This is a genomic window from Aeromonas salmonicida (assembly GCF_028355655.1).
Classification (GTDB): Bacteria; Pseudomonadota; Gammaproteobacteria; order Enterobacterales; family Aeromonadaceae; genus Aeromonas; species Aeromonas salmonicida.
In genome coordinates, this window is record NZ_CP110645.1 from 1,970,412 (window position 1) to 1,996,192 (window position 25,781).

The following is a 25,781-nucleotide window of genomic DNA, read 5'->3' on the forward strand; positions in this document are numbered from 1 at the left end:
GCATCAGCGGGCCGTTCTACTTTTCGGGGGGAGGGGCGGATCACGCCTTGGCGGTATCGACCTCACCCAGAGGCTCGGTTTCCCCCAGGCTGTCTTCGGTTTTGGCGACCACGCTGGCGGCGATGGCATTGCCCAGCACGTTGGTGGCTGAACGGCCCATGTCGAGGAAATGGTCGATACCCAGCAGCAGTAGAATGCCTGCCTCCGGGATGTGGAACTGGTTGAGAGTGGCAGCGATGACCACCAGCGAGGCGCGTGGCACACCGGCCATTCCCTTGGAGGTGACCATCAACAGCAACAGCATGGTGATCTGCTGAGCCAGGGAGAGCTCTATGCCATAGGCCTGGGCGATGAACATGACCGCAAAGGTGCAGTACATCATGGAGCCATCCAGGTTGAAGGAGTAGCCCATGGGCAGCACGAAGCTGGCGATGCGCTTGTCACAACCAAACTTCTCCAATCGATCCAGAGTTTTGGGGTAGGCAGCTTCGGAGCTGGCGGTGGAGAAGGCGAGCAGTATGGGTTCGCGGATCATGGCCAGCAGGGTCAGGATGCGGCGGCGGATAAACAGACTGCCCATGGCAATCAGCAGCAGCCAGAGGCAACCCAGCGCCAGATAGAATTGCGCCATGAAGGTGCCGTAGGTGGCCAGGATGCTGAGACCTTCCTTGGCGACCATGGCTGAGATGGCACCAAATACCGCGAACGGAGCGAAGTTCATCACGTAGCCGGTCACTTTCAGCATGATCTCGGCACCGCTTGCCATCAGTTTGACTACCGGCTTGGCGGCATCGCCCAGAGCAGCGGCAGCCAGACCGAAGAAGAGGGAGAACACTACTATCTGCAGGATCTCGTTGGTGGCCATGGCCTCTACCACGCTTTTCGGTATGGCGTGGGTGACAAAGTCCTTGAGGGAGATGGCTGTGACGACCACACCAGAGCTGGCGGTATCATCCGGCAAGGAGAGAGAGAGACCCACGCCCGGTTGCAGCAGGGTAACCATCACCAGTCCCAGGCTCAGGGAGAGCAGGGAGGCCAGCATGAACCAGCCAAGGGTCTTGGCGCCAATGCGACCGACAGTGCGGGTGTCGCCCATTTTGGCGATGCCGACGACCAGGGTAGTGAAGACAAGGGGGGCGATGATCATCTTGATCAGACGCAAAAAGATATCGGTCAGTATGGTGATATCGTCCGCAAAGCCTGCGGCCTGATCCGGGGCAAACATGCGATAGCCCTGACCAGTCAGGATGCCAACCAGCATCGAAATGAGGATGGCAACCGTCAATTTATTCATTTTCATGGGGGTAGGTCCCAGTTTTGATAAGTGCAAAGCGTTTAGGGTGGCAGGAGTGCCACTTCAGTCCGTTTTTGTGATCCGTGCCGTAGATTCCTGACAGCCGGTGTGCTGGCAGCATGCCTAATCCGGGGGGGTAAATCCAGAGCCTTGTAGCAGAATTTTATGTTGTCATTAGTTGTATGTGATATGGATCTTGCATTTTGGCGATATTAATCGCTGTTTATTTTAATTTCAGCAAGATAATTGGCCTGCATGCATCGTTCATTTAATGAGCGCTCAGCCAAGGTGAAGATCAGCAGGGCAGAGGTGGTGTGTTGCACCTGCATCTGTGCCAGGAAGAGGTCAGGTTCTTCTTCATCAAAGCCGAACACGGGGCGCGAGGGGGTGACCCTGACCGCATCGCGCTGCAGCGTCAGTTCGTTCACCTCAATCCACTCATAGCCCCGGCTTTGCGCCATCTCGCCAGCGCGCTTGAGCACATACTTGCGAGCCGTTTCCCGATCGATCAGATCGTTGCCGACAAACTCCAGCTGCCACTTGTCGGGGCCAAGTTGTGTCTGGGAAAAGCCGGTCTGGCCGTTCCAGAATGACTTTTCGCTGTGATAGGAGGTAGCACAGCCGATCAGCAGGAGACTCAGCAGGCAGGCCGACAACAGGTCGGACAGGCGGGCGCCAAAGCCGAATCGTCGCGCATGGCGACGGGAGCAAAAGGAGAGGAGGAGCTGACGTTGCATCTCGATGGCCGGTTGGCGAAACACCTTGTCACTACAGCACAAACCGATCAGTGAGACAATCGTCGATCAGGTCATCAACGGGCACTGCCAGAGCCGCGGCACAAAAGAAAAGGCCTTGTCGTTTGACAAGGCCTTTACCGGGGAATTTGGTCGGTGTGAGAGGATTCGAACCTCCGACCCTCTACACCCCATGCAGATGCGCTACCTGGCTGCGCTACACACCGACGGAGTCAGCTCGGCTGACGGGGGCTGAGTTTATGGAGATGCTCCGACCCTGTCAACAGGGGAAATCCCGCTCTGAGACTGTTTGCCTGCTTTGCGAGCAATTGGCGCTCAAAGTGCCGCCACAGTGGTTGAATTCGGCCATCGAGAGCTCATTTCAGGGGGCGTTGTGACGCATTTTTCAAGGCACCATAAAAACGGCCGCCCTGAGGGCGGCCGTTTTTATCAGTGGTGAGCGGATCAGCGGTTGAAGGTCAACCGCTTGCCCAGCACCTGATCGGTGACCTGGCCGTTTTGCCAGGCGATCTGGCCATTCACCAGAGTCATCTCCACTGTGCTGTGGAAGCGGTAACCGTTGAAGGGTGACCAGCCACACAGGTAGAGCAGGTTGCTGTCGTTGACCACATAAGGCTTGCCCAGATCCAGCAGCACCAGATCTGCGAAGTAGCCCTCACGAATATAGCCGCGATCCTGCACTTGGAAGCGCTCGGCTACCGCGTGGGATGTCTTCTTGACGATAGTCTCCAGTGAAAACACGCCGTTGTGGTAGAGCTCCAGCAGAGCCAGCATGGAGTGCTGCACCAGGGGGATGCCGGACGGCGCCTTGAAGTAGCTGTTCTGCTTCTCCTCCCAGGTGTGGGGGGCGTGGTCGGTGGCAATGATGTCCAGCACGTCGTTGCGTACCGCATCCAGCAGGGCGTGCTGGTCGGCGGCTGTTTTCACCGCCGGGTTGCACTTGATCTGGCTGCCCAGGGTGTCGTAATCCGCCTCGTTGAAGAAGAGATGGTGGACGCATACCTCGGCGGTGATGTTCTTGTCTTTCAGCTCGCTGAGATCATGGCTGGCGGTAAAGAGCGACAGCTCTTTGGCGGAGGTCAAATGCAGCACGTGCAGCTTGGCCCCGTACTTTTTCGCCAGACCCACCGCCATGCTGGAGGACTTGTAACAGGCCTCGTCATTGCGAATGCGGCCGTGTTCGCGCATCGGCACATCTTCGCCCCACTTGGCGCGGGCCTCGTCTTCCAGCACTTTGATGGAGGGGGTGTCCTCGCAGTGAGTCACTATCATCACCGGGCTCTCGCGGAAAATCGCCGCCAGTGTCTCCTGATTGTCCACCAGCATGTTGCCGGTGGACGACCCCATGAACACCTTGACCCCGCAGGACTGCTTGGGATCGAGGCGTTTGATCTCGTCGAGGTTGTCGTTGGTGGCGCCGAGATAGAAGCTGTAGTTGGCGGCGGAGGAGTTGGCGGCTATCTGGTATTTGGCTTCGAGGGCGTCGAGGGTGGTGGTCTGGGGATTGACGTTGGGCATTTCCATGAAGCTGGTTGTGCCACCTGCCACGGCGGCCCGGGATTCACTGGCGATGGTCCCCTTGTGGGTCAGGCCAGGTTCCCGGAAATGGACTTGATCATCGATCATGCCGGGGATGAGGTGGCGGCCTGCCGCATCGATCACAACGGCATCGGGCGCCTCGATATGGGGGGCGATCCGGGCAATCCGTTCCCCTTCAATCAATACATCAGAGGCGTAGATGCGGCCTTCGTTGACCAGGGTGGCATTCTTGATAAGCAATTTGTTCATGGGGGAGTCCAGTTCCTTTGTCAGTGATCGCGGGTCATAATATCGCAAACTGTACTTTCTCTGTAGCAAGGTCTGACTGATGAAGTTATTTGTAAGAGATTTGACCGTGATCGACTCCAGCTACCTGTGCGAACGCCGCGGCATGGTGGGGGAGAGCTGGCTGGTGGACGTCGAGATGAGCGGCGAGCTCAACGAGATGAGCATGTTGCTGGACTTTGGTCGGGTGAAAAAGCTGATCAAGTCGATCATCGACGAAGAGGTGGATCACAAGCTGCTGGTGCCGGCCGAGTGCGCCCTGATCCATGTGGCGCATCTGGAGGGGGAGGAGAGCACGGTCGATCTGCTGCGCCCCCAGGGATCCATTCACCTGCGCTGCCCGACTCAGGGCTTTGCCTTCATACCGGCGCCCCAGGTCGATAAAGAGTCTGTCACCCGCTACCTGCTGGCTGTGCTGGCCCAGCGTCTGCCGGGCAACATCCGGGATCTGTCGGTGACCCTGCGCCAGGAGCAGATCGACGGTGCCTTCTATCACTACAGCCACGGTCTCAAGAAGCACGATGGCAACTGCCAGCGGATCGCCCACGGCCACCGTTCTCCCATCGAAATCCATGTGGATGGGATGCGTGACGGTGAGCTCGAGCTGAACTGGGCCGAGCGCTGGGCCGATATCTACCTTGGCACCGATGAAGACAAGGTGGACGTGAGCGAACTGAACCTGAGCGATGTCGCCCGGGCCCAACTGGGTGAGCAGCACCTGGGATTCAAGTATGTGGCCCCCCAGGGGCTGTTTCAGCTCGCCATGCCGGCGGCCGAGGTGGAGATGATCGACACCGACACCACCATAGAGCTGCTGGCGTGCTACATAGCCCGTGAAGTGAAAAAAGCGGTGGGTGACAAGTTTGTGAAGGTCGTGGCCTATGAAGGGGTCGGCAAGGGCGCCATCGCCTACGCCTGATCCCACCGCACTGCCACCAGATAAACAAGGCCCCGCCAAGAGCGGGGCCTTGTTGTTTCAGCGAGAGAGACTCAGGCGCTGAGCTTGAAGCGCTTGACCAGATTCTCCTGCTGCTCGGCCAGGGCGTCCAGCTGCTGGCTGGTCTCGGCGACCCGTTCAATGCCCTGATAGTTGAGATCCGAAATATCCGAGATGCGGTTGAGGTTGGTGGCGATGTCGGCACTGGTCGCTTGCTGCTGCTCGGCGGCGGAGGCGATCTGGCTCGACATGTCGCTGATGAGCACCACTATCCCCTGCACCTCCTCCATGGCGGTATTGGCGTGGGAGCTCTGATCCACGCAGCTGTCCATCTCGCGGGAGCACTCCTGCATCACAGTCACCGCCTTGGCGACCCCCTGCTGCAGGTTCTCGATCATGGTCTGGATCTCGCTGGTGGACTGGGCGGTGCGCCCAGCCAGACTGCGCACTTCGTCGGCCACCACGGCAAAGCCGCGGCCCTGCTCGCCGGCACGGGCCGCTTCGATGGCGGCATTGAGAGCCAGCAGGTTGGTCTGCTCTGCGATACCGCGAATGACGTCGAGGATATTGCCAATCTGGCCACTCATGGTGCTGACATCGCCAATCACCTTGCCGGTCTGTTGCAACTTGCCTGCCAGCTGATGGGTGGTGGTGATGTTGCCCGCCATCACCTTGCGGCCGGTCTCGGAGGCTTTCTCCACGTCCTGCACCCGCTCCAGGGTCTGGTTGGCGGCCTGGGCCACTTCCCGCACCGAGGCTTCCATCTGGGTCATGGCGGCAGCGACCGAGGCGGTCTCCTGGCGCTGTGTTTCCAGATCCGCCCGCACCGATTCGGTGGTGTGGCGGTTGTCGTGGGCGGCGCTATTGAGCTGGGTCGAGGCCTGGGAGAGCTGGGTGAGCACATCCCCCATCTGCTGGATCAGCAGATTGACCTGGCTGCCGAGCTGGCCGAACTCGTTTTGGCTCTTGAAACCGACGCGCTGTGTCATGTCCCCCTGGGTCACTTCGGTCAGCACCCGCAGCAGCTCCTTGAGGGGGCGGCGTATGGCTTTGCCCAGGGTGTAGGCCACCAGGATGGCGATGAAAATGGCGATGGCGATGCTGATCCCCTGGGTCAGGGTGCTTTGGGCCTGCACCTTGCCGGAGGCGCGAATGCTGTTGTTCATCAGCTGCTGGCTCTGATCGGTGATCCCTTCCAGTTTGCTCTGTATGCTGACGATGAGCTTGCTGGCCTGCTTGCTCTCCTCGCGCATCCGCTCCTGCTGCTTCATCAACGCCAGGTATTGGGCAAGCACCCCTTCGCTGGCCGTGGTGTCGCGCACGAACCCATGGACGTAGTGCCCCATGTTGTTGTCGAAATCCTTGAGCTCCCCCTGCAGATCCTTGATGGTGCTGTTGAAGCCCTCGATCTGCATCTTGTTGCGTTTGAGCGCCGCCTCTATGGGGGCGGGGATGCTCTGGTTGAGCGCATCCATGGTGGAGAGCTCGATGGCGGAGAGCTTGGTGGTCAAGGTCTCGGACAGCATCTTGATGAAGCTGTCGTCGATGGTGATCATCATGTCGCCGAGGTTTTTCTTGAACTGGGGCAGACTGACCTGAAACTGCCCCTTGGCCTGGTTCACCTTGTGCAGACGGGTGAGCAGGGCCTGGTGTTCGGTGGGTAGCGTCCCGGTCAGCTGCAGATAGTCGCTGACCAGTTTGGTCAGTGTCGCCATGTCACCCTGCAGTTGCGGGTGCGCCGCGGCCTGCTGGCTGAGGGTGGCGAGTGTCTTGTCGACCTGGGCCTTGGCCTGTTGCAGCTCGGCCACTTCGGCCGGGATCTGCTTGGGATCCTGCTCGGTCAACACGTCTGTGAGCCACTTGTTGGCGCTGAGCAGGCTGATCTGGGTCTGGCTGCTGGCGATCACCAGCGGCATGGATTGCCGGGTAACCTGATCCAGCGCCTGATTGAGCTCGCTCTGGCTGCGAAAGGTGAGTACCGAGGTCGCCGCCATCACGGCCACCAGAATGGCAAAGCCTAAATAGACTCTCTGCAAGATGGAGAGGTCTGACATGGATTGTTTCATTATTGTCCCGCTGTATATGCAAAAGTCCCTTGCCTGAATACCCCGTCCATTTGATACCCTGCTATCACCCTGGGCGAGCGACGTCAGCAGACGTCCTCCGGCTATCGGTATTTTTAACAATAACTGAAGAGAATGGGACAACGGCTGTGTCAAATATCGGCTTGTGTCACACTTGACCGGCCCTGACGGCAACTTTGGGAGCCGCTTGAGGTGGGTTTAGAATTTTCTTTTTCATATAAAGGAGTTATCCATGGCGCAAGAAACCATTTTCAGCAAAATCATCCGTAAAGAGATCCCCGCCGACATCCTTTATCAAGACGATTTGGTGACCGCATTCCGGGACATTCAACCCAAGGCCAAGACCCATATCCTGATAGTGCCGAACGTGCTGATCCCCACCGTCAACGATGTAGAGCCCGAGCATGAGCTGGCCCTTGGCCGCATGTTCACGGTGGCACGCAAGCTGGCAGCCGATGCCGGTATCGCCGAGGATGGCTATCGCCTCATCATGAACTGCAACCGCCACGGCGGGCAGGAGGTCTACCACATCCATATGCATCTGGTGGGTGGTCAATCCCTGGGGCCGCTGCTCTGCCTGTGATGAGTCCGTTTCCCCGTCTGGCCGGTCTGTTGCTGGCCAGCACCCTGCTGGGGGGCTGCGCCTCCCAGTGGCAGGATATGTTCGTCTCCTATTCCGATCAGATGGTGCCCCTGCGCAACCAGCTGCTGCTGGGACACGCCGCCGAGGCCCTGCCCGAGGTGCGTGAATCCACCCTGGGTGATGACACCTATGTGCTGGACCGGCTGGAGCAGGGGCGCATCGCCTGGCTGGCCGGGCAGGATGCGGGCAGCAAGCAGGCCTTTGCCGCCGCCGACAGCCGCCTCGAGTGGGAAGACAATCAGGCCGAGTATCGGCTGAGCCAGGGCCTGAGTCAGGCGGGCAGCCTGCTTACCAACGATCAGAGCATGGCCTACCTGACGCCGGATTATGAGCGCACCATGCTGCATCACTATCTGGCGCTGAATTACCTGCAACGGGGGGATGCCGACGGCGCGCTGGTGGAGGTACGCCGTGCCAACCAGGTGCAGGAGCGGGCCCTCAAGGCGAGAGCGGGGGAGGTAAGCAAGGCTAGGGAAAAAGGCGCCGAAGCCAGCACAGAGCGCAATATGCGCCAGCTCATGTCGCGCGGGGCACCGGATCTGGATCGGCTGATCGGCAAGGTGAAAAACGGTTTTCAGAACGCCTACACCTTCTATTTCTCCGGCGTGCTCTATGAGGCGGCCGGGGATCTCAACGACGCCTGGGTCGACTATCAGCGGGGTTATCAGATAGCGCCGGACAACCAGAGCCTGCAGGACGCCTTGCTGCGCCTGGCACGGCTGCGTGGCTCGCCGGATGAGCTGAAAGAGACCGAGAAAAAGGTGGGCCGCAAAGCGCCGCTGCTTGCCAAGGATCAGGGTCAGCTGGTGGTGTTGTTTGAAGATGGGCTGATCCCGGCGCGGCGGGAGCTGTTCCTGCCGCTGCCCATTTCTACCTCCAGCGGTGATTTTCGTACCTTTACCGTGGCCGTCCCCTATTACGACAATAGAGCCAGCCAGACCGGTCCCCTTGTGGTCTCGGTAGGCAAGCGAATCGAGCAGACCAGCGAGCTGGTGCGATTGGAAGCGCTGGCCGCCAAGGATCTGCAGGAGCGACTGCCGGGCATGCTGACCCGTCAGGCGCTGCGGCTGGTGGCCAAGGAGCAGTTGAGGCGCACAGCCGCCAAGGAGGGAGGTGATGTGGGCAATATTCTGGTGGGCATCTTCAACACCCTTTCTGAGCGGGCCGATACCCGCAGCTGGCTGACGCTGCCTGCTCAGGCATCCAGCTGGCAGGGCATGCTGCCGGCCGGTGACGTGCAACTCACTCTGGGGGCGGGGAGTGCCATGCGCCAGTTGCCGCTCACCATACATGGCGGACGCACCACCCTGGTGTGGGTGCAACGGCTCGGCGCAGGCCTGACTACCCGGGTGATGCCGCTCTAGGCACCCACTCAAACGACAATGACACCCATGACTGATCGGTTGGGCCCCTGTGGCCGCCGGCTAAGGAGATCAAGATGAAAGCATACGGGTTGGCCCTGGGGTTGGTTATGCTGCTGGCAGGCTGCGCTACCAATACGTCCGGCGTGGCGCTCTATGGCGCTGCAGGCGCGGCGCCTGTGCAGGAGCAGCATCAGAACGTCAATGTGACCCTGACCGAGCTGAGCCGGCGCGAGCAAAACGGCCTGCTGCAGGTCAATGTGGCCGCTGCCAGTACCCAGCGTGGCGACAACAAGCTGCAATATATGTTCTATTGGTATGATGAGGCGGGGCAGGAAGTGGCCAGTGATGGTCGCGGCTGGACGCCCATCAAGCTCCACGGCTATCAGAGCCGCACCCTGTCTGCTCTGGCGCCGAGCCCGGCCGCTCAGGGATACCGGATTTATGTACGCGAAGTGATTGAGGAATCCAACTGATGAAAATGAATCATGCCCTGCTGATATTGAGCGGCGCCCTGCTGCTTGGCGGCTGTTCCAGTACCACCGTCAGCTATGGCGATCCCACCGAAACCGAGACGGTGACCGTGGATTACGGCTCATCGGATCTGCAGGCCATTGCTGACAAGATGGCGGATTCCATGCTCGCTTCACCGGCGACCAGCGAGATCACTGCAGGTGGTCGTCCCGTTATGTTCATGGACTCCATCCGCAACAAGACCTCGGAGCACATCGATACCGAAGCCATCACGGATACCATCCGCACCAAGTTGCTGCGCGTTGGCAAGTTCCGCTTCGTCGACATGAGCAAGGTGGCCGCGGTCAAGCAGCAGCTTGAATACCAGCAGAGCAGCGGCATGGTGGATCCTGCCTCCATGGTACGTCTGGGCAAGCAGACCGGTGCCCGCTACATGGTCTATGGCAACCTCAGCAGCATCGTCAAGGACAACGGCAAGGTGAAGGACGTCTACTACCAGATGACCATGAACCTGATGGATCTGCAAAACGGCGAACTGCTGTGGGCCGACCAGAAAGAGATCCGCAAACAGGCGAAGAAATCCACCTTTGGCTGGTGATCTGGCAGAGCTCGAGCTGCTGGCCAGCCTGCCCGTCCCCTGGTGCTCGGGGCGGCTGGAATCCCTGGCCAGTGGCCTGACCAACTGCAACTATCGACTGCGCCTCCCCTCGGGGCGCAGTCATTTTTTGCGGCTTGGTCACCCCGACCCCTATCGGCTTGGCATCGACAGAGCCACAGAGTGGCAGCTCTATCAGGGTGCCATGGCACAAGGGCTGGCGCTGCCCTGCCACCACAGTGAACCCGCCACCGGTTTGATGTTGTTGGACTGGTGCGACGAGCCAAACTGGGCCGAGGCGCCACCGCCCCTGGCCGATCAGCCCGGTCTGCTGGCTGAGGTGCTGGTGCGACTGCACCGGCTGCCTGTGCCCGCCGTCGTGATGGCGGTGCGGGCTCATGCCGCCGGTTATCGCGGCCGTCTGGCCCGGATCCCCGAGTGGCTGCCTGCGCTGGAGCGTGCGCTGCTTGTCAGCCGCGAGCCTGACGACTGCTGGCTCCCTTGCCATCACGATCTTAATCCGGCTAATTTGTTGGGGTCGCGCCCTTGGGTCATCGACTGGGAGTATGGCGCCGCCGGTCACCCCGGTTTCGAGGTCGCCAGCATACAGCGCACCCACGGTTGGGATGACGAGCGGCGAGCGGCACTGGAACAGCGCTATCTTGAGCGGGCAGGGAGGACGTTGGGAGCCAAGGGCTTTCAGAGTCAGGCCTTCCTGCCCTGGGTCGATTACATTGGCCTGCTGTGGGCCCTGCTGATGGCCGAGCAACAAGCCGAGCCTGATTATCAGGCCCTGATCGACATGAATCGTCAACGTTTGGAGTAGTGCATGATGACCACCTTTTCCTGGCGTCAGCCCCGCAGCTGGAGTCTGTTGTTGCTCTGCCTGCTGCTGGTGGGCTGTTCCACCCGCGTTGTCTATTACTGGCTGGACGTGGCCATCGTCTGGCAGCTGGATGACTACTTCTCGCTGGACTCTAGCCAGAAGCGCTTGCTGGATCATGAGGTAAAAGGGCTGATGGCCTGGCACCGTCAGCACGAGGTGCCCCGTTATGCCGATGATCTCGATGCCCTGGCCAAGGCTGTCGCGAGCCCCATGAGCCCGGCGCAGGTTTCTCGCCATCTGGATGCTGCCCAGCAGAGCCTGACCCGCACCCTGGAGAACACGGTTCCCCGTGCCGTTCGGCTGGCCCGCACCCTGACCGAAGATCAGGTGGCCATGTTCATGAAGGACAGGCTCACCCGTCAGGCCGAGCGGGAGCAGGACTTTGCCCGCAAGCCCAAGGCCGAGATGCTCAAGGAGTTCACCGACAAGATGAACGAGCGACTCGTGTTCTGGATTGGCGAAGTGAAACCGGCGCAGGCGCCTTTGGTGGCGCAGTGGGTGGAGTGGCAGTATGAGCTGCAAGCCCCCTGGCTGGAGTTCCAGACCGCCTGGACCAAGGAGCTGGCCCGGCTGATGAAGCAGCGCCAGAGCCCGGACTTCGGTGCCCAACTCACCGCCCTGTTGCAGCAGGGGGATGGGCTCATGGATGGCCGTTTCACCGGCTACACGGATCAATCCCGCCAGCGTACCGTCAACTGGCTGAGCGCTCTGAGCCAGTCGCTAGATATCTCCCAGCGCACCCATCTTTACTCCCTGCTCAAGGACTATGCCCGGGACTTTAGAAAGATGTCCGAGGGGTAAGCGCAGGGGGGCATTGCAAGGTCAACGCGGCGAGGTGATGAGCCTTGCCGCCTTGTCCTTGGCGGGCCTCTGTGGTAGTTTGCCCTTTCTATTATTTGGGAATTAACTTTTTGAGCCTGCTGGACAAAGTGAAACTGGCGCTGATGACACTGCTCATCTCGCTCACTCTGTTGCTCTCTACCGTCTCGGTGGAGGGGCTCGAGGTATCCGCTCATCCGTCTACCACCCAGCACGCTCAAGTGATGAATGATGCCGGAACAGGCGAGCAGTCAGACAGCTCGCGGGTGCTCCACAGTGCCAGTGACAGCGATGACGGCATCGTCAAGTTTGTCGGCTCCCACCAGAATCACCTGTTGCGTCTCGAGCACTCCCTGCGCAGCGATAGTCAGCCCGGCAGCGTCGTTTACGAGCTGATCATGAGCTGGTCGCAGCAGGCGATCCTGCTGCTGCTTTGCGGCCTGCTGTTCTACGCCGTCCTCTACTCCCCCAAAAACAGTTTCCGCGACCGCTTTGCCACCATTCATCGGCACAGGTTGCAACGTCAACACCTGCAATACCGCTTCTCCCAGAGCTATCTCGCCTGATCCCGATGGGGTCCGGTCTTACTGCACAGCCTCATCGCCTCTCCTAAAGCCTGCTCACCGCGCGTGAACAGGCTCACTGTCTCATTTGTATTTTCTTGCGTGCCGTTCACCTTTTTGGTGTGCGTGCCCGCCGCCTTCTCCTGACAGAGGCTTTTGCCATGAGAAAAAAGAGTCGTATCACCCTGAACCGCATGAGCAAGTGGCAGTACGCCCTGCTGCTGCTCATGCTGTTCACTTTCGCGTTTTACTCCCTGCCTACCTTCTTCGGTGAGCAACCCTCGCTGGGCCTGCATGGCCAGACCAGCCTGACAGAAGCGCAGCGCACCCTGCTGGCTGAGAACCAGATAGCGCCGGTCAAACAGGTACAACAAAGAGAGCGGGTCGAACTGGTGTTCAGCAGCCAGTCTGAACAGCAAAGGGCCAAGCAGCTGCTGGAGCAGCAAGGCTATGACAGCGCCGCCCTGACCCTGGAGTTCTATTCCAATGCCCCGACCTGGATCAGCCAGCTCGGCGCGGCTCCCATCAAGCTCGGGCTGGACTTGCGTGGCGGCTCCCAGCTGCTGATCGGGGTCGATCTCAGCTTCGTGGTGGACAACCAGACCAGAAACCTGGTGGACATGCTGCGCAGCCAGTTCCGTGAAGCGCGCCTGCGGGGCGCCAACGTGGCCCGGGTGAGCGAGGGTGAGGTGCGGGTCATACTGCCCGAGGTGGCCGATCAGGCACCCTGGCTCAACATCATCAAGGATTCTGCCGGTACCCGACAGGATCAGTGGACCCTCAATCGCAGCGGCAACGAGCTGCGACTGGTGATGAGCGAGGCCGAGCGCACCCTCTTGGCCAACAACGCCGTGACCCAGAACCTGTCGATCCTCAAAAAACGGATCAACGAGCTCGGCATCGTCGAAGCCTCGGTCCAGCGTCAGGGCCAGGATGGCATTCGCATCGAGCTGCCCGGGGTGCACAATCCCAAGCAAGCCAAGGAAGTGATAGGCGCCACGGCGTCACTCGCCTTCTATCAGGCCCAGCCGGAGAGCCGCTTCTTCATGGCAGATCGCAACGGTCAGGCGGTCGGCATGGCGCGCAAGCCGGTACTGACCGGTGAGCACATAGTCGATGCGCGGGCAGGCATGGGGGAGATGGGACAGCCCCAGGTGAGCATAGTGCTCGACACCCTGGGTGGCAGCAAGATGAACCAGTTCAGCCGTCAGCATGTGGGCAGCGCCATGGCCACCGTCTTCACCGAATACAAGACCAATGCCCAGGGCAAGCTGCGTGCCCAGAGCGAAGTGATCAACGTCGCCACCATACAGACAGCCCTTGGCAACCAGTTCCGCATCACAGGCCTTGCCAGCGTACCCGAAGCCCAGGAGCTGGCCATGCTGCTGCGGGCTGGTGCCCTCACAGCGCCGCTGAAGATCCTGGAGGAGCGCTCAATCGGACCGACCCTCGGCTTGCAGAACATAGAGGCGGGCTTCACCGCGCTGGCGTTCGGCATGGCGGGCATGATGCTGTTCATGATGGCCTGGTATCGCAAGTTCGGCTGGGTCGCCATCACGGCGCTCATCGCCAACCTGCTGATGCAGGTGGGCATGCTGGCCGTGCTGCCGGGGGCCGTACTGACCCTGCCGGGGATCGCCGGTCTGGTGCTCACGGTCGGCATGGCGGTGGATACCCACGTGCTGATCTTTGAGCGGATCAAGGACCGCCTGCGTGAAGGGGGCAGCCTTGCCAATGCCATCGACTTTGGCTATCGCTCGGCGTTTCGCACCATTTTCGATGCCAACATCACCACGCTGATCTGTGCCGTTGTGCTCTACTCCATCGGCTCTGGCCCGCTACAGGGCTTCTCCATCACCCTGATCCTGGGTCTCATCTCCAGCATGGTGACCGGTATCTGGGGTACTCGCGCCATCATCAACCCCTTGTGGGGCAAGAGCAGCGCCAAGCTGCTGAGGGTGTGACCGTGACCCCTGCATTTACTCTGTGCCATAGCGCCGCGCGTTCGAGCCTGCTCCGCGCCTGCGTCACGCGCTTCCGGTTGGGAAGCCCGAGTCAGCTGTTGTCGAGGATAAAATTATGTTGAGAATGATCGTTGCCATGGGGCTGACCCGCTGGCGTTACATTGGATTATGGATTTCCGTGCTGCTGACAGTGGCGAGCATAGCCGTGCTGGCCATCAACGGCCTGGAGCTCGGACTCGACTTCACCGGCGGTATCTTGCTGGAGTTTCGTATCCAGACATTGAAAGAGGCCCATGAACTCAACGCCCTGCTGAGCGCGCCGCTGGCAGGGGCCATCGAACTCAATGGCGCCGGCATTCCGGGAGAGTGGCTCATCAAGCTGCCGCCCCATGAGCTGCCCTGGCCGGCCGAGGAGCTGGCGATCATGCTGGGTCAACAGCTCAACTTGCCGGTGGAGCTGCTGCGCACCACCATAGTCGGCCCCCAGGTGGGCGCCGAGCTGTTCCAGCAGGGGATGCTGGCGGTGCTGGTGGCCTCACTGGCCATCTCCGCCTACCTGGCGGTACGGTTCGAGTGGCGCCAGGCCATCGGCATCCTGATCTCTGTGCTGCACGATGGTCTGGTGGCGATAGGGCTGCTGGCGCTGTTCCACATCGAGTTTGACCTCAACGTGATCGCCGGCCTGATGGCGGTGATCGGTTACTCGCTCAACGACAGCATCGTCATCTCGGACCGGCTGCGGGACATCTTGAGCTCACGCACCAAACTCTCCATCTACGAGTGCTCGGACGTGGCGATCAAGGCGACCTTCAGCCGCACCATGATCACCTCGGGGACCACCCTCTTTACCGTGGGAGCCCTGCTGCTGTTCGGGGGGGATGCCTTGTTCGGCTTCGCCTTCACGCTGTTTACCGGCGTCCTGGTGGGTACCATCTCTTCCATCACGGTAGCATCGACCGTGCAGGAGCTTCTGGGACTCACGCCCCAGGCGTACCAGAAAAAAGAGGAAGAGCTGGCAGAAGCGGCATGACCTGACTCGCCAGCCCTTGCAGGCAAAACGGGTTTTTGGGCAATGTGCTCAGGGGATCCAATCCTTGGCCCGTTTGTGACAGGTGTGAATAACAAGAGGGAGGCATTGTGCCTCCCTCTTTGTTTATTGGCTGGCGGGTATGACCCAGCGAGCTGGCCTGCTGTTTATCCAGCATTGCGTTCAGGGACAGACATAGGGCATGTGCTGAACGGCACTGCCACCGGCTGGGGGAGTGGCAAAGTCCCGAATAAGCGCGAGTCAAAAAGGCGCGGCCGGCCGGCCAGGGTATGCAATGAAATGGCCCGTTTCGCAGACCATTTTTTGTTTATGCATCGTCTACCCTGCTAGGGAGTTTCCTTATGGAGTATGCGGTTATGAACATTGCGCGCCGGCTTCAACTGATTGCCTTGCTGGTGATGGTGGCTCTCGTTTTTCTCAGTTGGTTCAGTATCAATCGCCTCGCGGCGTCCAACCAGGATTTGAGTTATGTGACGGATAATACAGTGCCAAGCATATCCTTGATCAAGGAGGTGCAGGCCGACTTCTATGAGCTGCATGCGCTGATCCAGACACATGTACTCAATACCGATGATGGCAAGATGCAGCAGATTGAAACGCATATCGCTGACATACGGACAGCGATCAATTCGCTTCTGGAAAAATATAAAGCCGAGATGCTTTCCAATGATGAAGACAGGCGATTGACTGACGATGATCAGCGGATCATTGCCCAATATTATCTGGAGATAGACAAGGTTCTGTTGCTGTCGCGCCAAAACAAAAACACGGAGGCCAGAGATTATCTGGCGAACAACGTCGTGACGCTGTTTGGGCAGTTTGCTCAGGCGATAGAGCGCCATGTCAAGTTCAATGTCGATCTGGGGCTGATGCTCAAGCGGCAGGGAGAAGAGAACTATGACAGCAGCCTGCAAACCCTGCTGTTCATTGCCGGTGGCACCGGCATATTGACCCTGGGGCTTTTTATCTGGTTGTTCAATCAGGTTGCCAACCCACTTCGACTTGCCATGCAGACCCTTTCCCTGATCCAGCGCGACTTGAATTTTACCCTGAGGGCAGACGTCAAGCAGCAGGATGAGATTGGGTTGACGCTCAATGCGGTCAACCGTCTTCTGGATACCTTGCAGCAAACCTTTACTGAATTTTCGGTGGGCAGTTTGCAAATAAAAAGCACGGCTGAGTCGCTCTCCCAGGCTGCGCAGCACCTTGCCAGTTCCGCGAGCCAGGCAAATGATGCAACCAGTTTGATTGCTGCGGGGGTAGAGGAGATGACGGTGAGCATCACGGATATCTCGCAGCGAACCCAGGAGACCAGCCGTATCACCAACGAGTCGGGCAAGCTTGCCAGTGACGGCGGCGCGACCATAGAGAGAACGGTGCAAGCTATCAACGAGATTGCCGACTCCATTCGCCAGGCCTCCCATGAGGTGACGGCCTTGGGCGAGGGCATTTCCCGGATCGGCGGTGTGGTGAACGTCATTCGTGACGTCGCAGGCCAGACCAATCTGCTGGCCCTCAATGCCGCCATTGAAGCGGCCCGTGCGGGTGAGCAAGGTCGAGGATTTGCGGTGGTCGCTGACGAGGTGCGCAAGCTGGCTGAGCGTACGGCTCAGTCAACCCAGGAAATTTCGGCAACGGTAGAGGCGATTCAACAAGAGTCTCAGGCCACAGTGTCCAGAATGAGTCAGGTAGAGGAAAAAGTGGTGCAAGGGGTTGCGATGGCCACTGAAAGCGGGGAGATCATCACCCAGATCCGCCATGCTTCGCACCGGGTCATGGATCAGGTCGGTGAAATCACCAATGCCATCCGCGAACAAAGCTCGGCGGCGGAATCCATCGCTCATCAGGTGGAGCAGATTGCACAGGTGGTCCAGCAGACCAGCAGTACGGCAGAAGAAACCTCGGCCGCAGCGGAAGAGCTCAATGTGACCACAGAGAGCATCCATCAGCAGATCTCTCGTTACCGTATCCAGTGATGGTCAGTGGCCCCTGGTGCCGCCATCATTAAGGTCGTTCCGGGGGGGCTCACGCTGAGTGATATCTGTGGCACCTTGATAACCCTGATATACGCATAAGAAATCCGAAACCAGCCAAGCCGGTTTCGGATTTTTTCATATCTGGAAGATGGCCAACGGTGCCTGACACAAGGGGCATTGGGGGCTGGCGCAAGACCCGGTTCTGCAAGCCCTGCACCTGGCTGATGATCGGTTGGGGATAGATGCCCAGTGCCACCACCTTGATGGCGGGGCGCAGTACCACCAGCCCGCCCGAGGTGACGGTCCAGTCTCCCTTGGCATCACGCATCAGCATGCCGGGTTCGCGCACATAGAGGGTGACCATGACTCTCAAGTAGTAGTAGAGCGCCCAGGGCGCTGCCGAGCACTATGGCGCCAGAGAAGCACCACAGCCGGGCTTTGACCGTCACGCCAATAAGATAGAACTTGCCGATAAAGCCCAATGTCATGGGAATACCTGAGCGATTCCCTGATCAGGGATATAACCACAAAAAATGACATGGTTTTGTTTGAATTCACGTCGGTGAATGGTTACACACATCCCAGTTTAAAAATAAAATTTGATCCCTTGGTGAACTGGACATAAGACTTACTCTGCACGGGACTCACAAGGAAGATAAAATGAAAAATGGAAGAGCAGGATGGTTAAATATTTTAACCATCATAGGGTCAGTAATGTTCGCTGTTCAAACGGAAGCTGCAGTACCTTACGTCAACTATCATCACACGGTTACGCAGCCGGATGGTTCGACACTTGAGTTGATCCTCAATGGCTCAACTCTTTACGCAGATCAACGTACTAAAGATGGCTATCCGGTTATCTATGACAATACCCTGAAAGGTTACGCTTATGCCAAACTTTCAGAAAATGAAGAAATGTTTGAGTCGACCGGAATCCTTGTTACCGAATCGAATGGTATTAGCACCAGGTCTATACAGAAGGACACTGATATTCCTCAACATGCCAAGCGTTCTATCGTGCAACGTAACGCCAGGAAATTACAAGTTTTACAATATCAAGCCCAATCACCCAAAATCAGTGGTTTTGCCAGTCAATATGCCAATGTAACCGGTAATGTTCGAGGGTTGACCATATTGATTCAGTTTCCTGATGAATCCAGTTCTATTCCACCCAGTGAGGTCATCAACTACACCAACCAAATCGGTTACACAGGCCATGGAAATGCACAATCAATCAGGGACTATTTTCGTGCTGTGTCTGGTAATAAATTAGACTATACCAATACTGTGGTTGGATATTATACGGCCAAGAAATATAAGTCCTACTACACAGACCCCGCGATAACTTATGGTGCCAGAGCAAGAGAGTTGATAGTCGAAGCGCTGGATTGGCTTGAATATACCGAAGGCTTCGACTTTTCGACCATCTCGAAAGATAGTAACGGCAATATTCGTGGTTTGAATGTGTTCTATTCTGGCAGTACTGGTGGTGGCTGGGCTCAGGGCCTATGGCCTCATCAAGGTGGCTTGAACCGCTGGTGTGCTGATGGGGTCTGTGCATCCAAATACCAGATCTCCAACATGGATAGCAATTTATCTATCGGGACCTTCATCCACGAGTCAGGACACCTGTTGTTCGGCTGGCCTGATCTTTACGATTACGATGGCAGTTCAGGAGGATCCGCTGGCTCGCACTGCATTATGGGATATGGCGGTGTAACCGGTAACAGACATAAAAAACCAGTTCCACCCAATGGCTACTTTCGCTCACTGAGTGGCTGGGAAACGATCACTGAGCTCAATCCTGCGGTTAACAGCAATGCACCTTCAGGTCTATTGAGTCATCAGGCTAACAGCAACACACTATATCGCTGGTCCAACCCGGATAAAGCCGGTGAAGCTTTTTATATAGAGACAAGAATTCAGGCCGGGCAAAATCAGTATATGCCAGGTCAAGGTCTGATTGTATGGCATGTTGATCCTGATGGTTCCAATAATAATGAGTGGTATCCATATGTTCAGATGGAGCATGCGGACGGGAATCGTGACCCAGAAAAAAATACTAATCTTGGTGATACTTATGATATGTATCATGCTTCTGGGCAAGACACGTTTGGTGATACTCAACCCAATGCGCTGTCCAGCCGAGGAACCAATTCACGCTGGTGGAGTGGTGCTGATTCAGGGTTGGAGCTGACGAATATTAGTGCTGTCTCAAGTCGAATGACGTTTGACATCGGTGGCGAGGGTAATTCAAATCAAGAAAATTACTCAGGTTATCTGAGTGGGAAGGGCGTTAGTCATATCATTCCGAATGGCAGCTGGTTTCAATATGATGGTGGAACCCTGTATGGTGTGTTGACCGGTCCCGGCAATGCTGATTTCGATTTGTCACTGGAAAAATGGCAGAACAGTACTTGGATATCTGTGGCAACATCCACCAGCGTCACCTCGAATGAAGCGATTAACTATGTGGCAAGTAGTGGTTATTATCGGTTTAAAGTGTATTCTTATAATGGTGAGGGGAACTATGATTTCACGTTGAGAAAATAGATTCTTGTCATAAATACAAAGGGTCTTAATAAACACATTAATGGCATGTGTCGACTAAAGTCCTATTCTGAATCTGTTGGCTTCATCTGCTGACAATCACATTAATCCGAAACCAGCCAAGCTGGTTTCGGATTTTTTCATATCTGGAAGATGGCCAATGCTGCCTGACACAAGGGGCATTGGCTATCAGGGCGGGTTAGCGCAAGACCACGTTCTGGAAGCCCTGCACCAGGCTGATGACAGGTTGGGGATAGATGCCCATGGCCACCACTATGATAGCGGAGAGCAGTACCACCAGTCCGCCCGAGGTGACGGCCCAGTCGCCCTTGGCATCACGCATCTGCATGCCGGGTTCGCGCATATAGAGGGTGACCATGACCCTCAGGTAGTAGTAGAGCCCCAGGGCGCTGCCGAGCACTATGGCGCCGGAGAGCCACCACAGCCGGGCTTCGACCGTCACGCCAATAAGATAGAACTTGCCGATAAAGCCCAATGTCATGGGAATACCGGCCAGGGAGAGCATCATCACTGTCAGCACTGCGGTCAGGTAAGGGCGATGCCAGAACAGGCCGCGATAGCTGTGCAGGGAGTCCGCATCCTTGCCGCGATACGGGCTGGACATCATGCTGATGACGCCGAAGGCACCCAGGCTGGTGAACAGGTACATCAACAGATAGACACCGGCGGCTTCCACCGGTATCTGGCCGAGGCGGCTCGCCACCACCACCGCCAGCAGATAACCAAAATGGGCGATGGAGGAGTACCCCATCATCCGCTTGATGTTGGTTTGCAGCAGGGCCAGCAGGTTGCCGATGATGATGGAGATAACTGCCATGGCCGCCAGCAACCAGTGGATCATGGGATCCGCCGCCGCCGGTACCGCCAGATAGAATCGCAGCAGCACGCAGAACACGGCTATCTTGCTGACGGTGGCGAGGAAAGTGGCCACCGGCGCCGGTGCGCCTTCATAGACGTCGGGTGTCCAGAGGTGGAAGGGAGCGAGCGACAGCTTGAAACCAAAGCCGACCAGCATCAACCCGAGACCGCCCATCAGCAGTGGATGATGGGCGGGGCTCTGTGCCAGGGTCAGCCCCAGATCACTGAAGCTCAGGCTGCCTGCCTGGGCATAGAGCAAGGCCATGCCAAACAGCAAAAAGGCGGTGGCGGCGGCGGAGAGCACCATGTACTTGATGCTGGCCTCCAGCGAATGGCGCTCGCGGTAGGCGTAACCCACCAGACCGAACATGGGCAGGGTCAGCATCTCGATCCCGATGAACAGCGACGCCAGATGACGGGAGCCGGCCAGCACAAGCCCGCCTATGGTAGCGATCACCAGCAGCAGGTAGAACTCTTCCCGGTTGTCCGGGTAACCCTTGAGCCAGGAGCGACCGAAGGTACAGGTAGCAAGCGCGCCGACCAGCACCAGCCCCATGTAAAAGATGGCGTAGCCATCGATCTGCAGCAGGGGAGTGATCCCCTGATCACCTTGTGCCATGACGATGGGCAGTGAGAAGAGCGTCAGGTTCAGGCCAGTGATGGTGACGATGAAGGCGGTGTCGTCACAGCGCCGCCAGGCGATGGCCAGCATCAGGGCCACCATGGTCCCCGTGGTCAGCAGCAGGGGCAAGAGCGCCAGCAGTTGAGAAGCGGTGAAGGTCATTGCAGTGCTCCTGTCGTGTGCAAGAAAGGCAACAGGGTGGGCCGTTGAGAGGAAGATGTCATTGCAAGGCTCCTGCGGATGGCAGTGCGTACCAGTGCAGCACGCTCATCAGGCTGCTGCCAGCGGTATCGAGTATGGGCTGGGGATAGACACCGAGCAGTATCAGCAGGCCGGCTATGGTCATCATCATCACCAGTTCGCGGCGATCCAGCCCCTTGAGCATGGTGGTATCTTTGGGCGCACCGAAGCAGGCCCGTTGCAACATGATGAGGGAGTAGACGGACGCCAGCACCAGCCCGAAGGTGGCGATGACAGTGATGACGGGGGCGACCTGGAAACTGCCGATCAGGATCAGGAACTCGCCGACGAAGTTGCCGGTGCCCGGCATGCCAAGGGAAGCCACCGAGAAGAACAGCATGACGCCGGGCAGGTAACGCAGTCGACCCCAGAGGCCACCCATCAGGCGCAAATCCCGAGTATGCAGCCGCTCGTAAAGCTGACCACACAGGATGAAGAGGCCAGCGGCGGAGAGCCCGTGAGCAATCATCTGCACCACGGCACCTTGCAATGCCAGTTCGCTGCCCGAGTAGATGGCGATCATCACAAAGCCCATGTGGGAGATGCTGGTGTAGGCCACCAGCCGCTTGATGTCGGTCTGGGCAAAGGCCACCAGGGCGCCGTAGATGATGCCAATGAGACCCAGCGCCATGGCGTAGGGGGCAAATTCGGCAGAGGCCTCCGGAAACAGGGGCAGGGCAAAACGCAGCAGGCCATAGGCAGCGGTTTTGAGCAAGATGCCTGCCAGGTCAACCGAGCCTGCGGTCGGCGCCTGACTGTGGGCATCCGGCAGCCAGCCGTGCAGTGGCACCAGCGGCATCTTGACCGCGAAGGCGATGAAGAAGCCCAGCATCAACAGCCACTGGACACCCGTACTCATGGGGGTGTGGAGCAGATCCGCGTAGTTAAAGGTGAAGACGCCGGTGGCGGCATGGTGGGTCAGCACCAGACCCAGGATGGCGACCAGCATGATGAGGCCGCTGACCTGGGTGTAGATGAAGAACTTGGTGGCGGCGTTGATCCGTGACTTGCCATCGGTGACCGAATGGCCCCACAGCGCGATCAGGAAGTACATGGGAACCAGCATCATCTCCCAGAAGAAGAAGAACAGGAACAGGTCCACGGCCATGAAGACACCGAGCACCCCCCCCAGGATCCAGAGCAGGTTGAGGTGGAAGAAGCCGATGCGCTGCACTATCTCCTTCCAGGAGCAGAGGATGGCCAGTACCCCGATAAAGCAGGTGAGCATCACCATCAACAGGGAGAGGCCATCCACCGCCAGGTGCAAGGAGATGCCAAAGCGGGGGATCCAGGGCAGTTGCAGCTCGGCGGCCCAGACGGGCACGCCGGTCTGGTTGATCAGGGTGAAGTCACCGCTCCACCAGATGGCGCAGGAGAGCAACAGGCAGGCGCTCATCGACAACAGGGCAACCCAGCGTACGAATTGCTCACCAAGGCGCTCCATCTGCCAACAGAGCAGACCGCCGATGAAAGGAATTAACAAGATCCAGAGTAAGGTCACGATATCAGCTCTCGTTTATGTGCGAGTAATGGTACTAGTCCGCGTTCAGGGGCCGCATGGGGTCAGCCAAGCAGCAACAGAGCCAGGATCAGGGTGGCACCCATCCCCATGGAGGCGGCATACCAGCGCAACTTGCCGGAAACGGTCCAGACCGACAGCTGGTGGCCGCGCTGTGCCAGCCAGGCGGGCAGGTTCATCATCCAGTCCAGCGGGTCCTTGCCAAGCAGTCGGGTCCCCAGCAGATAGGGTTTGACCCACAGCCGTTCATACAACCAGTCAAAGCCCCAGGCATTGAACCAGAGGGTGCTGAGCAGACGGCCCGGCGCGCTGGATGCAATCTTGTTTGCCAGGCGTCGTTCGCCGAGGAACAGGAAGGCCGCCAGGGCAATGCCTGCGATGGCAACAATGCCGGAGACGATCTCCAGGGTATGGCGACCCGTTTCGATATTGTCTCCCGGCCCGGCTGGCAGTACCCCGGCCAGTGGCGGCACTATCAGGGCCCCAATACCTGTGGAGAGCACCAGCAACACCAGCAGCGGCAGCTGGTGGGCCAGACCGTGACCGGCATGGGCTTGCGTCTGCACCTTGCCGTGGAAGGCGATGAAAATGAGGCGGAAGGTATAGAGCGAGGTCAGGAAGGCGCCCACCAGACCCGCCCACAACAGGGTGGTCTGGCCGGATGCCTGCACCTGCCACAGGATGGCGTCTTTACTGTAGAAACCGGCGGTCACCAGCGGCAATGCAGCCAGCGCCGAGCCCCCCACCAGGAAGCAGGCATAGACCAGCGGCAAGCTTTTGCGCAGGCCCCCCATCTTGAAGATGTTCTGCTCGTGGTGACAGGCAACGATGACGGCACCGGCGGAGAGGAACAAGAGCGCCTTGAAGAAGGCGTGGGTCATCAGATGGAAAATGGCCCCTTCCCAGGCACCGACCCCGAGGGCCAGAAACATGTAACCAATCTGGCTCATGGTGGAGTAGGCGAGGATCCGCTTGATATCGGTCTGCACCAGGGCTGCGAAACCGGCCAACACCAGAGTAATGGCACCGACCTGCGCCACCAGATGCAGGATCTCGGGGGCCAGCAGGAAGAGGCCGTGGGTGCGGGCAATCAGGTAGACACCGGCGGTCACCATGGTGGCGGCGTGGATGAGGGCCGAGACCGGGGTCGGGCCCGCCATGGCATCCGCCAGCCAGGTTTGCAGCGGCAGCTGGGCAGATTTGCCGACCGCACCGCCCAGCAACATCAGGCAGGCCAGGGAGAGGGCAGGGGAGCCCTCGGCAAACATAACGGGGGCGCGCACTAGCAGCTCGTGGATGTTGAGGGTGCCCAGCTCCCGGTAAAGAATGAAGAGGCCGATGGCGAGGAAGACGTCGCCAACCCGGGTCACCACGAACGCCTTGAGGGCGGCAGCCCCGTTGGCCGGGTTGCGGTAGTAGAAGCCGATCAGCAGGTAACTGCACAGCCCCACCCCTTCCCAGCCGAGGTAGACGAACAGCAGGTCATCGGCCAGCACCAGGAACACCATGCTGGCGATGAAGAGGTTGGTATAGGTGAAGAAGCGGGAATAGCCCTCTTCCCCGCGCATGTACCAGGAGGCGAACAGGTGGATGAAGAAACCCACCCCTGTCACTACCCCCAGCATGGTCAGCGACAGGCCGTCCAGTGCGAGGCGGAAGCTGGGACTGAAGTTGCCCACCGCCATCCATTGCCACAGGGTCTGGGTATAGACGCCGCCGACCGGCATGGCCGTGAGGAAATCGACGCCGACCCACAGGGTGGTGAGGGCCGACAACCCTATGCTGCCAACCCCGATCAGGGCCGAGGTGCGCTCGCCGAAACGGCCGATGGAGAAGGCCAGCACCAGCCATCCCAGCAGCGGAAATAGAAACGTCAGGTATAAGAGGCTCATCCGCGCATCTCGCTCACAGTGTCCACGTTGAGGGTGTGGTAACGACGATAGAGCAGCAGTAACAGGGCGAGGCCGATACTGGCCTCCGCTGCCGCCAGAGAAATCACCAGTATGTACATGATCTGGCCATCGGCCTGGGCCCAGCGGCTGCCTGCCACCACGAACGCCAGCGCCGAGGCATTCATCATGATCTCGATACTCATGAGAATAAACAGCAAGTTACGGCGGATCAGCAGACCGCATAACCCGATGCAGAACAGGATCGCAGCCAGTAGAAGGCCGTGTTCCATTGGAATGCCATTCATAGCGGACCTCCTTCTTGTGACGAGCGGGATGAGGCGCGGGGGACAGAAAGCACCTCGCCGCTCTTGTCTTCACGACCCAGATGGTAGGCGGTCACCAGACCCGCCAGCAGCAGGATGGAGGCCAGCTCCACTGCCAGCACATAGGGGCCGAACAGGGCTATGCCCACCTCTTTCGCACTGACGTCACTCAGACCAAGCTGACCACCGGTCACGCCCAGGATGCCGTAGGCCAGAAAGCCGAGCAGGATGAGAGAGAGCAGGGCGGGGCCGCCCCAGGTCATGGGGGTGAGCCACTTCTTCTCCTGGGCCTGGGACGACCCCAGGTTCAGCATCATCACCACGAACACGAACAGCACCATGATGGCGCCCGCATAGACGATCACCTGCAGGGCGCCCGCGAAAGAGGCCCCCAGGCAGAAGAAGATCATGGCCACGGCGATGATCGAAATGATGAGATTGAGCAGCGCATGCATGGGATTGCTGGTGCTGATCACCCGCAGCGTGCTGTAAACGGCGACCAGGGCCGCGGCATAAAATGCCAGTTCCATGAT

The 25,781-nt window shown here is 58.7% G+C and carries 21 protein-coding genes, 1 tRNA gene and 1 pseudogene; 12 read left to right on the forward strand and 11 right to left on the reverse strand.

What is annotated here, in order from left to right:
- Positions 1-40 precede the first annotated feature (40 nt).
- The 4 genes from ONZ54_RS09500 to ONZ54_RS09515 form a co-directional block, all read right to left on the reverse strand.
- On the reverse strand, positions 41-1,300 hold the full coding sequence (locus ONZ54_RS09500; RefSeq protein ID WP_011898617.1) for a dicarboxylate/amino acid:cation symporter: 1,260 nt from the start codon (positions 1,298-1,300) through the stop codon (positions 41-43).
- Between the two features lie 206 nt (positions 1,301-1,506).
- Positions 1,507-1,938: a CC0125/CC1285 family lipoprotein gene (locus ONZ54_RS09505; protein WP_197667349.1), complete on the reverse strand. Its 432-nt coding sequence runs from the start codon at positions 1,936-1,938 to the stop codon at positions 1,507-1,509.
- A gap of 240 nt (positions 1,939-2,178) precedes the next feature.
- Positions 2,179-2,255: transfer RNA gene (locus ONZ54_RS09510), tRNA-Pro, on the reverse strand.
- Between the two features lie 238 nt (positions 2,256-2,493).
- Positions 2,494-3,837 (reverse strand): dihydroorotase, encoded by a 1,344-nt coding sequence (locus ONZ54_RS09515; protein ID WP_005314854.1) that lies wholly within the window; start codon positions 3,835-3,837, stop codon positions 2,494-2,496.
- Between the two features lie 79 nt (positions 3,838-3,916).
- Between ONZ54_RS09515 and ONZ54_RS09520 the strand changes: the two genes are divergently transcribed.
- The gene (locus ONZ54_RS09520) at positions 3,917-4,792 is read left to right on the forward strand and encodes a 6-carboxytetrahydropterin synthase (protein ID WP_058395424.1); all 876 of its coding nucleotides are present in this window, start codon (positions 3,917-3,919) and stop codon (positions 4,790-4,792) included.
- Positions 4,793-4,863: 71 nt separating this feature from the next.
- Here ONZ54_RS09520 and ONZ54_RS09525 read toward each other — a convergent pair whose 3' ends face one another.
- Positions 4,864-6,864 (reverse strand): methyl-accepting chemotaxis protein, encoded by a 2,001-nt coding sequence (locus ONZ54_RS09525; RefSeq protein ID WP_271788014.1) that lies wholly within the window; start codon positions 6,862-6,864, stop codon positions 4,864-4,866.
- 262 nt (positions 6,865-7,126) lie between these two features.
- Here ONZ54_RS09525 and hinT point away from each other — a divergent pair, with 262 nt between their 5' ends.
- The 10 genes from hinT to ONZ54_RS09575 all read left to right on the forward strand — a co-directional run bounded on the left by hinT (position 7,127) and on the right by ONZ54_RS09575 (position 17,223).
- The gene (hinT, locus tag ONZ54_RS09530; protein WP_005314859.1) at positions 7,127-7,477 is read left to right on the forward strand and encodes a purine nucleoside phosphoramidase; all 351 of its coding nucleotides are present in this window, start codon (positions 7,127-7,129) and stop codon (positions 7,475-7,477) included.
- The gene (locus tag ONZ54_RS09535) at positions 7,477-8,901 is read left to right on the forward strand and encodes a COG3014 family protein (RefSeq protein WP_005314861.1); all 1,425 of its coding nucleotides are present in this window, start codon (positions 7,477-7,479) and stop codon (positions 8,899-8,901) included. Before hinT ends, ONZ54_RS09535 begins: the two co-directional genes overlap by 1 nt.
- Before the next feature lie 74 nt (positions 8,902-8,975).
- The gene (locus ONZ54_RS09540; protein WP_005314863.1) at positions 8,976-9,374 is read left to right on the forward strand and encodes a YcfL family putative periplasmic lipoprotein; all 399 of its coding nucleotides are present in this window, start codon (positions 8,976-8,978) and stop codon (positions 9,372-9,374) included.
- The gene (gene lpoB, locus ONZ54_RS09545; protein ID WP_005314873.1) at positions 9,374-9,970 is read left to right on the forward strand and encodes a penicillin-binding protein activator LpoB; all 597 of its coding nucleotides are present in this window, start codon (positions 9,374-9,376) and stop codon (positions 9,968-9,970) included. Before ONZ54_RS09540 ends, lpoB begins: the two co-directional genes overlap by 1 nt.
- The gene (locus ONZ54_RS09550; RefSeq protein WP_271788015.1) at positions 9,960-10,793 is read left to right on the forward strand and encodes a phosphotransferase; all 834 of its coding nucleotides are present in this window, start codon (positions 9,960-9,962) and stop codon (positions 10,791-10,793) included. Before lpoB ends, ONZ54_RS09550 begins: the two co-directional genes overlap by 11 nt.
- A gap of 3 nt (positions 10,794-10,796) precedes the next feature.
- Entirely contained in the window at positions 10,797-11,654 is an 858-nt protein-coding gene (locus tag ONZ54_RS09555) for a DUF6279 family lipoprotein (protein WP_005314875.1), read from the forward strand.
- A 71-nt stretch (positions 11,655-11,725) separates the two neighbouring features.
- Positions 11,726-12,238, forward strand: a complete 513-nt coding sequence (locus ONZ54_RS09560; protein ID WP_416995640.1) for a hypothetical protein — start codon at positions 11,726-11,728, stop codon at positions 12,236-12,238.
- A 158-nt stretch (positions 12,239-12,396) separates the two neighbouring features.
- Entirely contained in the window at positions 12,397-14,199 is a 1,803-nt protein-coding gene (gene secD, locus ONZ54_RS09565; protein WP_125600422.1) for a protein translocase subunit SecD, read from the forward strand.
- Between the two features lie 115 nt (positions 14,200-14,314).
- A complete protein-coding gene (secF, locus tag ONZ54_RS09570; RefSeq protein ID WP_170946506.1) occupies positions 14,315-15,229 on the forward strand; it encodes a protein translocase subunit SecF in 915 nt (304 codons plus the stop codon).
- 374 nt (positions 15,230-15,603) lie between these two features.
- Positions 15,604-17,223, forward strand: coding sequence for a methyl-accepting chemotaxis protein (locus ONZ54_RS09575; RefSeq protein WP_271788266.1), 1,620 nt, complete (start codon positions 15,604-15,606; stop codon positions 17,221-17,223).
- A 187-nt stretch (positions 17,224-17,410) separates the two neighbouring features.
- Here the strand turns inward: ONZ54_RS09575 and ONZ54_RS09580 are convergent.
- Positions 17,411-17,723, reverse strand: a pseudogene (locus tag ONZ54_RS09580) (NADH-quinone oxidoreductase subunit N); the annotation flags it as partial.
- 160 nt (positions 17,724-17,883) lie between these two features.
- Here ONZ54_RS09580 and ONZ54_RS09585 point away from each other — a divergent pair.
- A complete protein-coding gene (locus ONZ54_RS09585; RefSeq protein ID WP_271788016.1) occupies positions 17,884-19,776 on the forward strand; it encodes a M6 family metalloprotease domain-containing protein in 1,893 nt (630 codons plus the stop codon).
- 196 nt (positions 19,777-19,972) lie between these two features.
- Here ONZ54_RS09585 and nuoN read toward each other — a convergent pair whose 3' ends face one another.
- The 5 genes from nuoN to nuoJ form a co-directional block, all read right to left on the reverse strand.
- Entirely contained in the window at positions 19,973-21,436 is a 1,464-nt protein-coding gene (gene nuoN, locus ONZ54_RS09590; protein WP_271788017.1) for an NADH-quinone oxidoreductase subunit NuoN, read from the reverse strand.
- A gap of 58 nt (positions 21,437-21,494) precedes the next feature.
- The gene (nuoM, locus tag ONZ54_RS09595; RefSeq protein ID WP_042468233.1) at positions 21,495-23,015 is read right to left on the reverse strand and encodes an NADH-quinone oxidoreductase subunit M; all 1,521 of its coding nucleotides are present in this window, start codon (positions 23,013-23,015) and stop codon (positions 21,495-21,497) included.
- A 62-nt stretch (positions 23,016-23,077) separates the two neighbouring features.
- Positions 23,078-24,925, reverse strand: coding sequence for an NADH-quinone oxidoreductase subunit L (nuoL, locus tag ONZ54_RS09600; protein WP_271788018.1), 1,848 nt, complete (start codon positions 24,923-24,925; stop codon positions 23,078-23,080).
- Positions 24,922-25,230, reverse strand: a complete 309-nt coding sequence (nuoK, locus tag ONZ54_RS09605) for an NADH-quinone oxidoreductase subunit NuoK (RefSeq protein WP_005314891.1) — start codon at positions 25,228-25,230, stop codon at positions 24,922-24,924. Before nuoK ends, nuoL begins: the two co-directional genes overlap by 4 nt.
- Positions 25,227-25,778, reverse strand: coding sequence for an NADH-quinone oxidoreductase subunit J (gene nuoJ / locus ONZ54_RS09610; protein WP_058395411.1), 552 nt, complete (start codon positions 25,776-25,778; stop codon positions 25,227-25,229). The genes nuoK and nuoJ overlap by 4 nt, the downstream gene beginning before the upstream one ends.
- Positions 25,779-25,781: the final 3 nt, after the last annotated feature.

Coding starts and splice junctions, on each gene's coding strand:
- nuoL (WP_271788018.1), bottom strand. CDS start 24,925: ATGAGCCTCTTATACCTGACGTTTCTATTTCCGCTGCTGGGATGGCTG.
- ONZ54_RS09525 (WP_271788014.1), bottom strand. CDS start 6,864: ATGTCAGACCTCTCCATCTTGCAGAGAGTCTATTTAGGCTTTGCCATT.
- hinT (WP_005314859.1), top strand. CDS start 7,127: ATGGCGCAAGAAACCATTTTCAGCAAAATCATCCGTAAAGAGATCCCC.
- nuoJ (WP_058395411.1), bottom strand. CDS start 25,778: ATGGAACTGGCATTTTATGCCGCGGCCCTGGTCGCCGTTTACAGCACG.
- ONZ54_RS09585 (WP_271788016.1), top strand. CDS start 17,884: ATGAAAAATGGAAGAGCAGGATGGTTAAATATTTTAACCATCATAGGG.
- ONZ54_RS09515 (WP_005314854.1), bottom strand. CDS start 3,837: ATGAACAAATTGCTTATCAAGAATGCCACCCTGGTCAACGAAGGCCGC.
- lpoB (WP_005314873.1), top strand. CDS start 9,374: ATGAAAATGAATCATGCCCTGCTGATATTGAGCGGCGCCCTGCTGCTT.
- ONZ54_RS09520 (WP_058395424.1), top strand. CDS start 3,917: ATGAAGTTATTTGTAAGAGATTTGACCGTGATCGACTCCAGCTACCTG.
- ONZ54_RS09500 (WP_011898617.1), bottom strand. CDS start 1,300: ATGAAAATGAATAAATTGACGGTTGCCATCCTCATTTCGATGCTGGTT.
- ONZ54_RS09575 (WP_271788266.1), top strand. CDS start 15,604: ATGAACATTGCGCGCCGGCTTCAACTGATTGCCTTGCTGGTGATGGTG.
- nuoN (WP_271788017.1), bottom strand. CDS start 21,436: ATGACCTTCACCGCTTCTCAACTGCTGGCGCTCTTGCCCCTGCTGCTG.
- ONZ54_RS09555 (WP_005314875.1), top strand. CDS start 10,797: ATGATGACCACCTTTTCCTGGCGTCAGCCCCGCAGCTGGAGTCTGTTG.
- secF (WP_170946506.1), top strand. CDS start 14,315: ATGTTGAGAATGATCGTTGCCATGGGGCTGACCCGCTGGCGTTACATT.
- ONZ54_RS09535 (WP_005314861.1), top strand. CDS start 7,477: ATGAGTCCGTTTCCCCGTCTGGCCGGTCTGTTGCTGGCCAGCACCCTG.
- ONZ54_RS09540 (WP_005314863.1), top strand. CDS start 8,976: ATGAAAGCATACGGGTTGGCCCTGGGGTTGGTTATGCTGCTGGCAGGC.
- nuoK (WP_005314891.1), bottom strand. CDS start 25,230: ATGAATGGCATTCCAATGGAACACGGCCTTCTACTGGCTGCGATCCTG.
- secD (WP_125600422.1), top strand. CDS start 12,397: ATGAGAAAAAAGAGTCGTATCACCCTGAACCGCATGAGCAAGTGGCAG.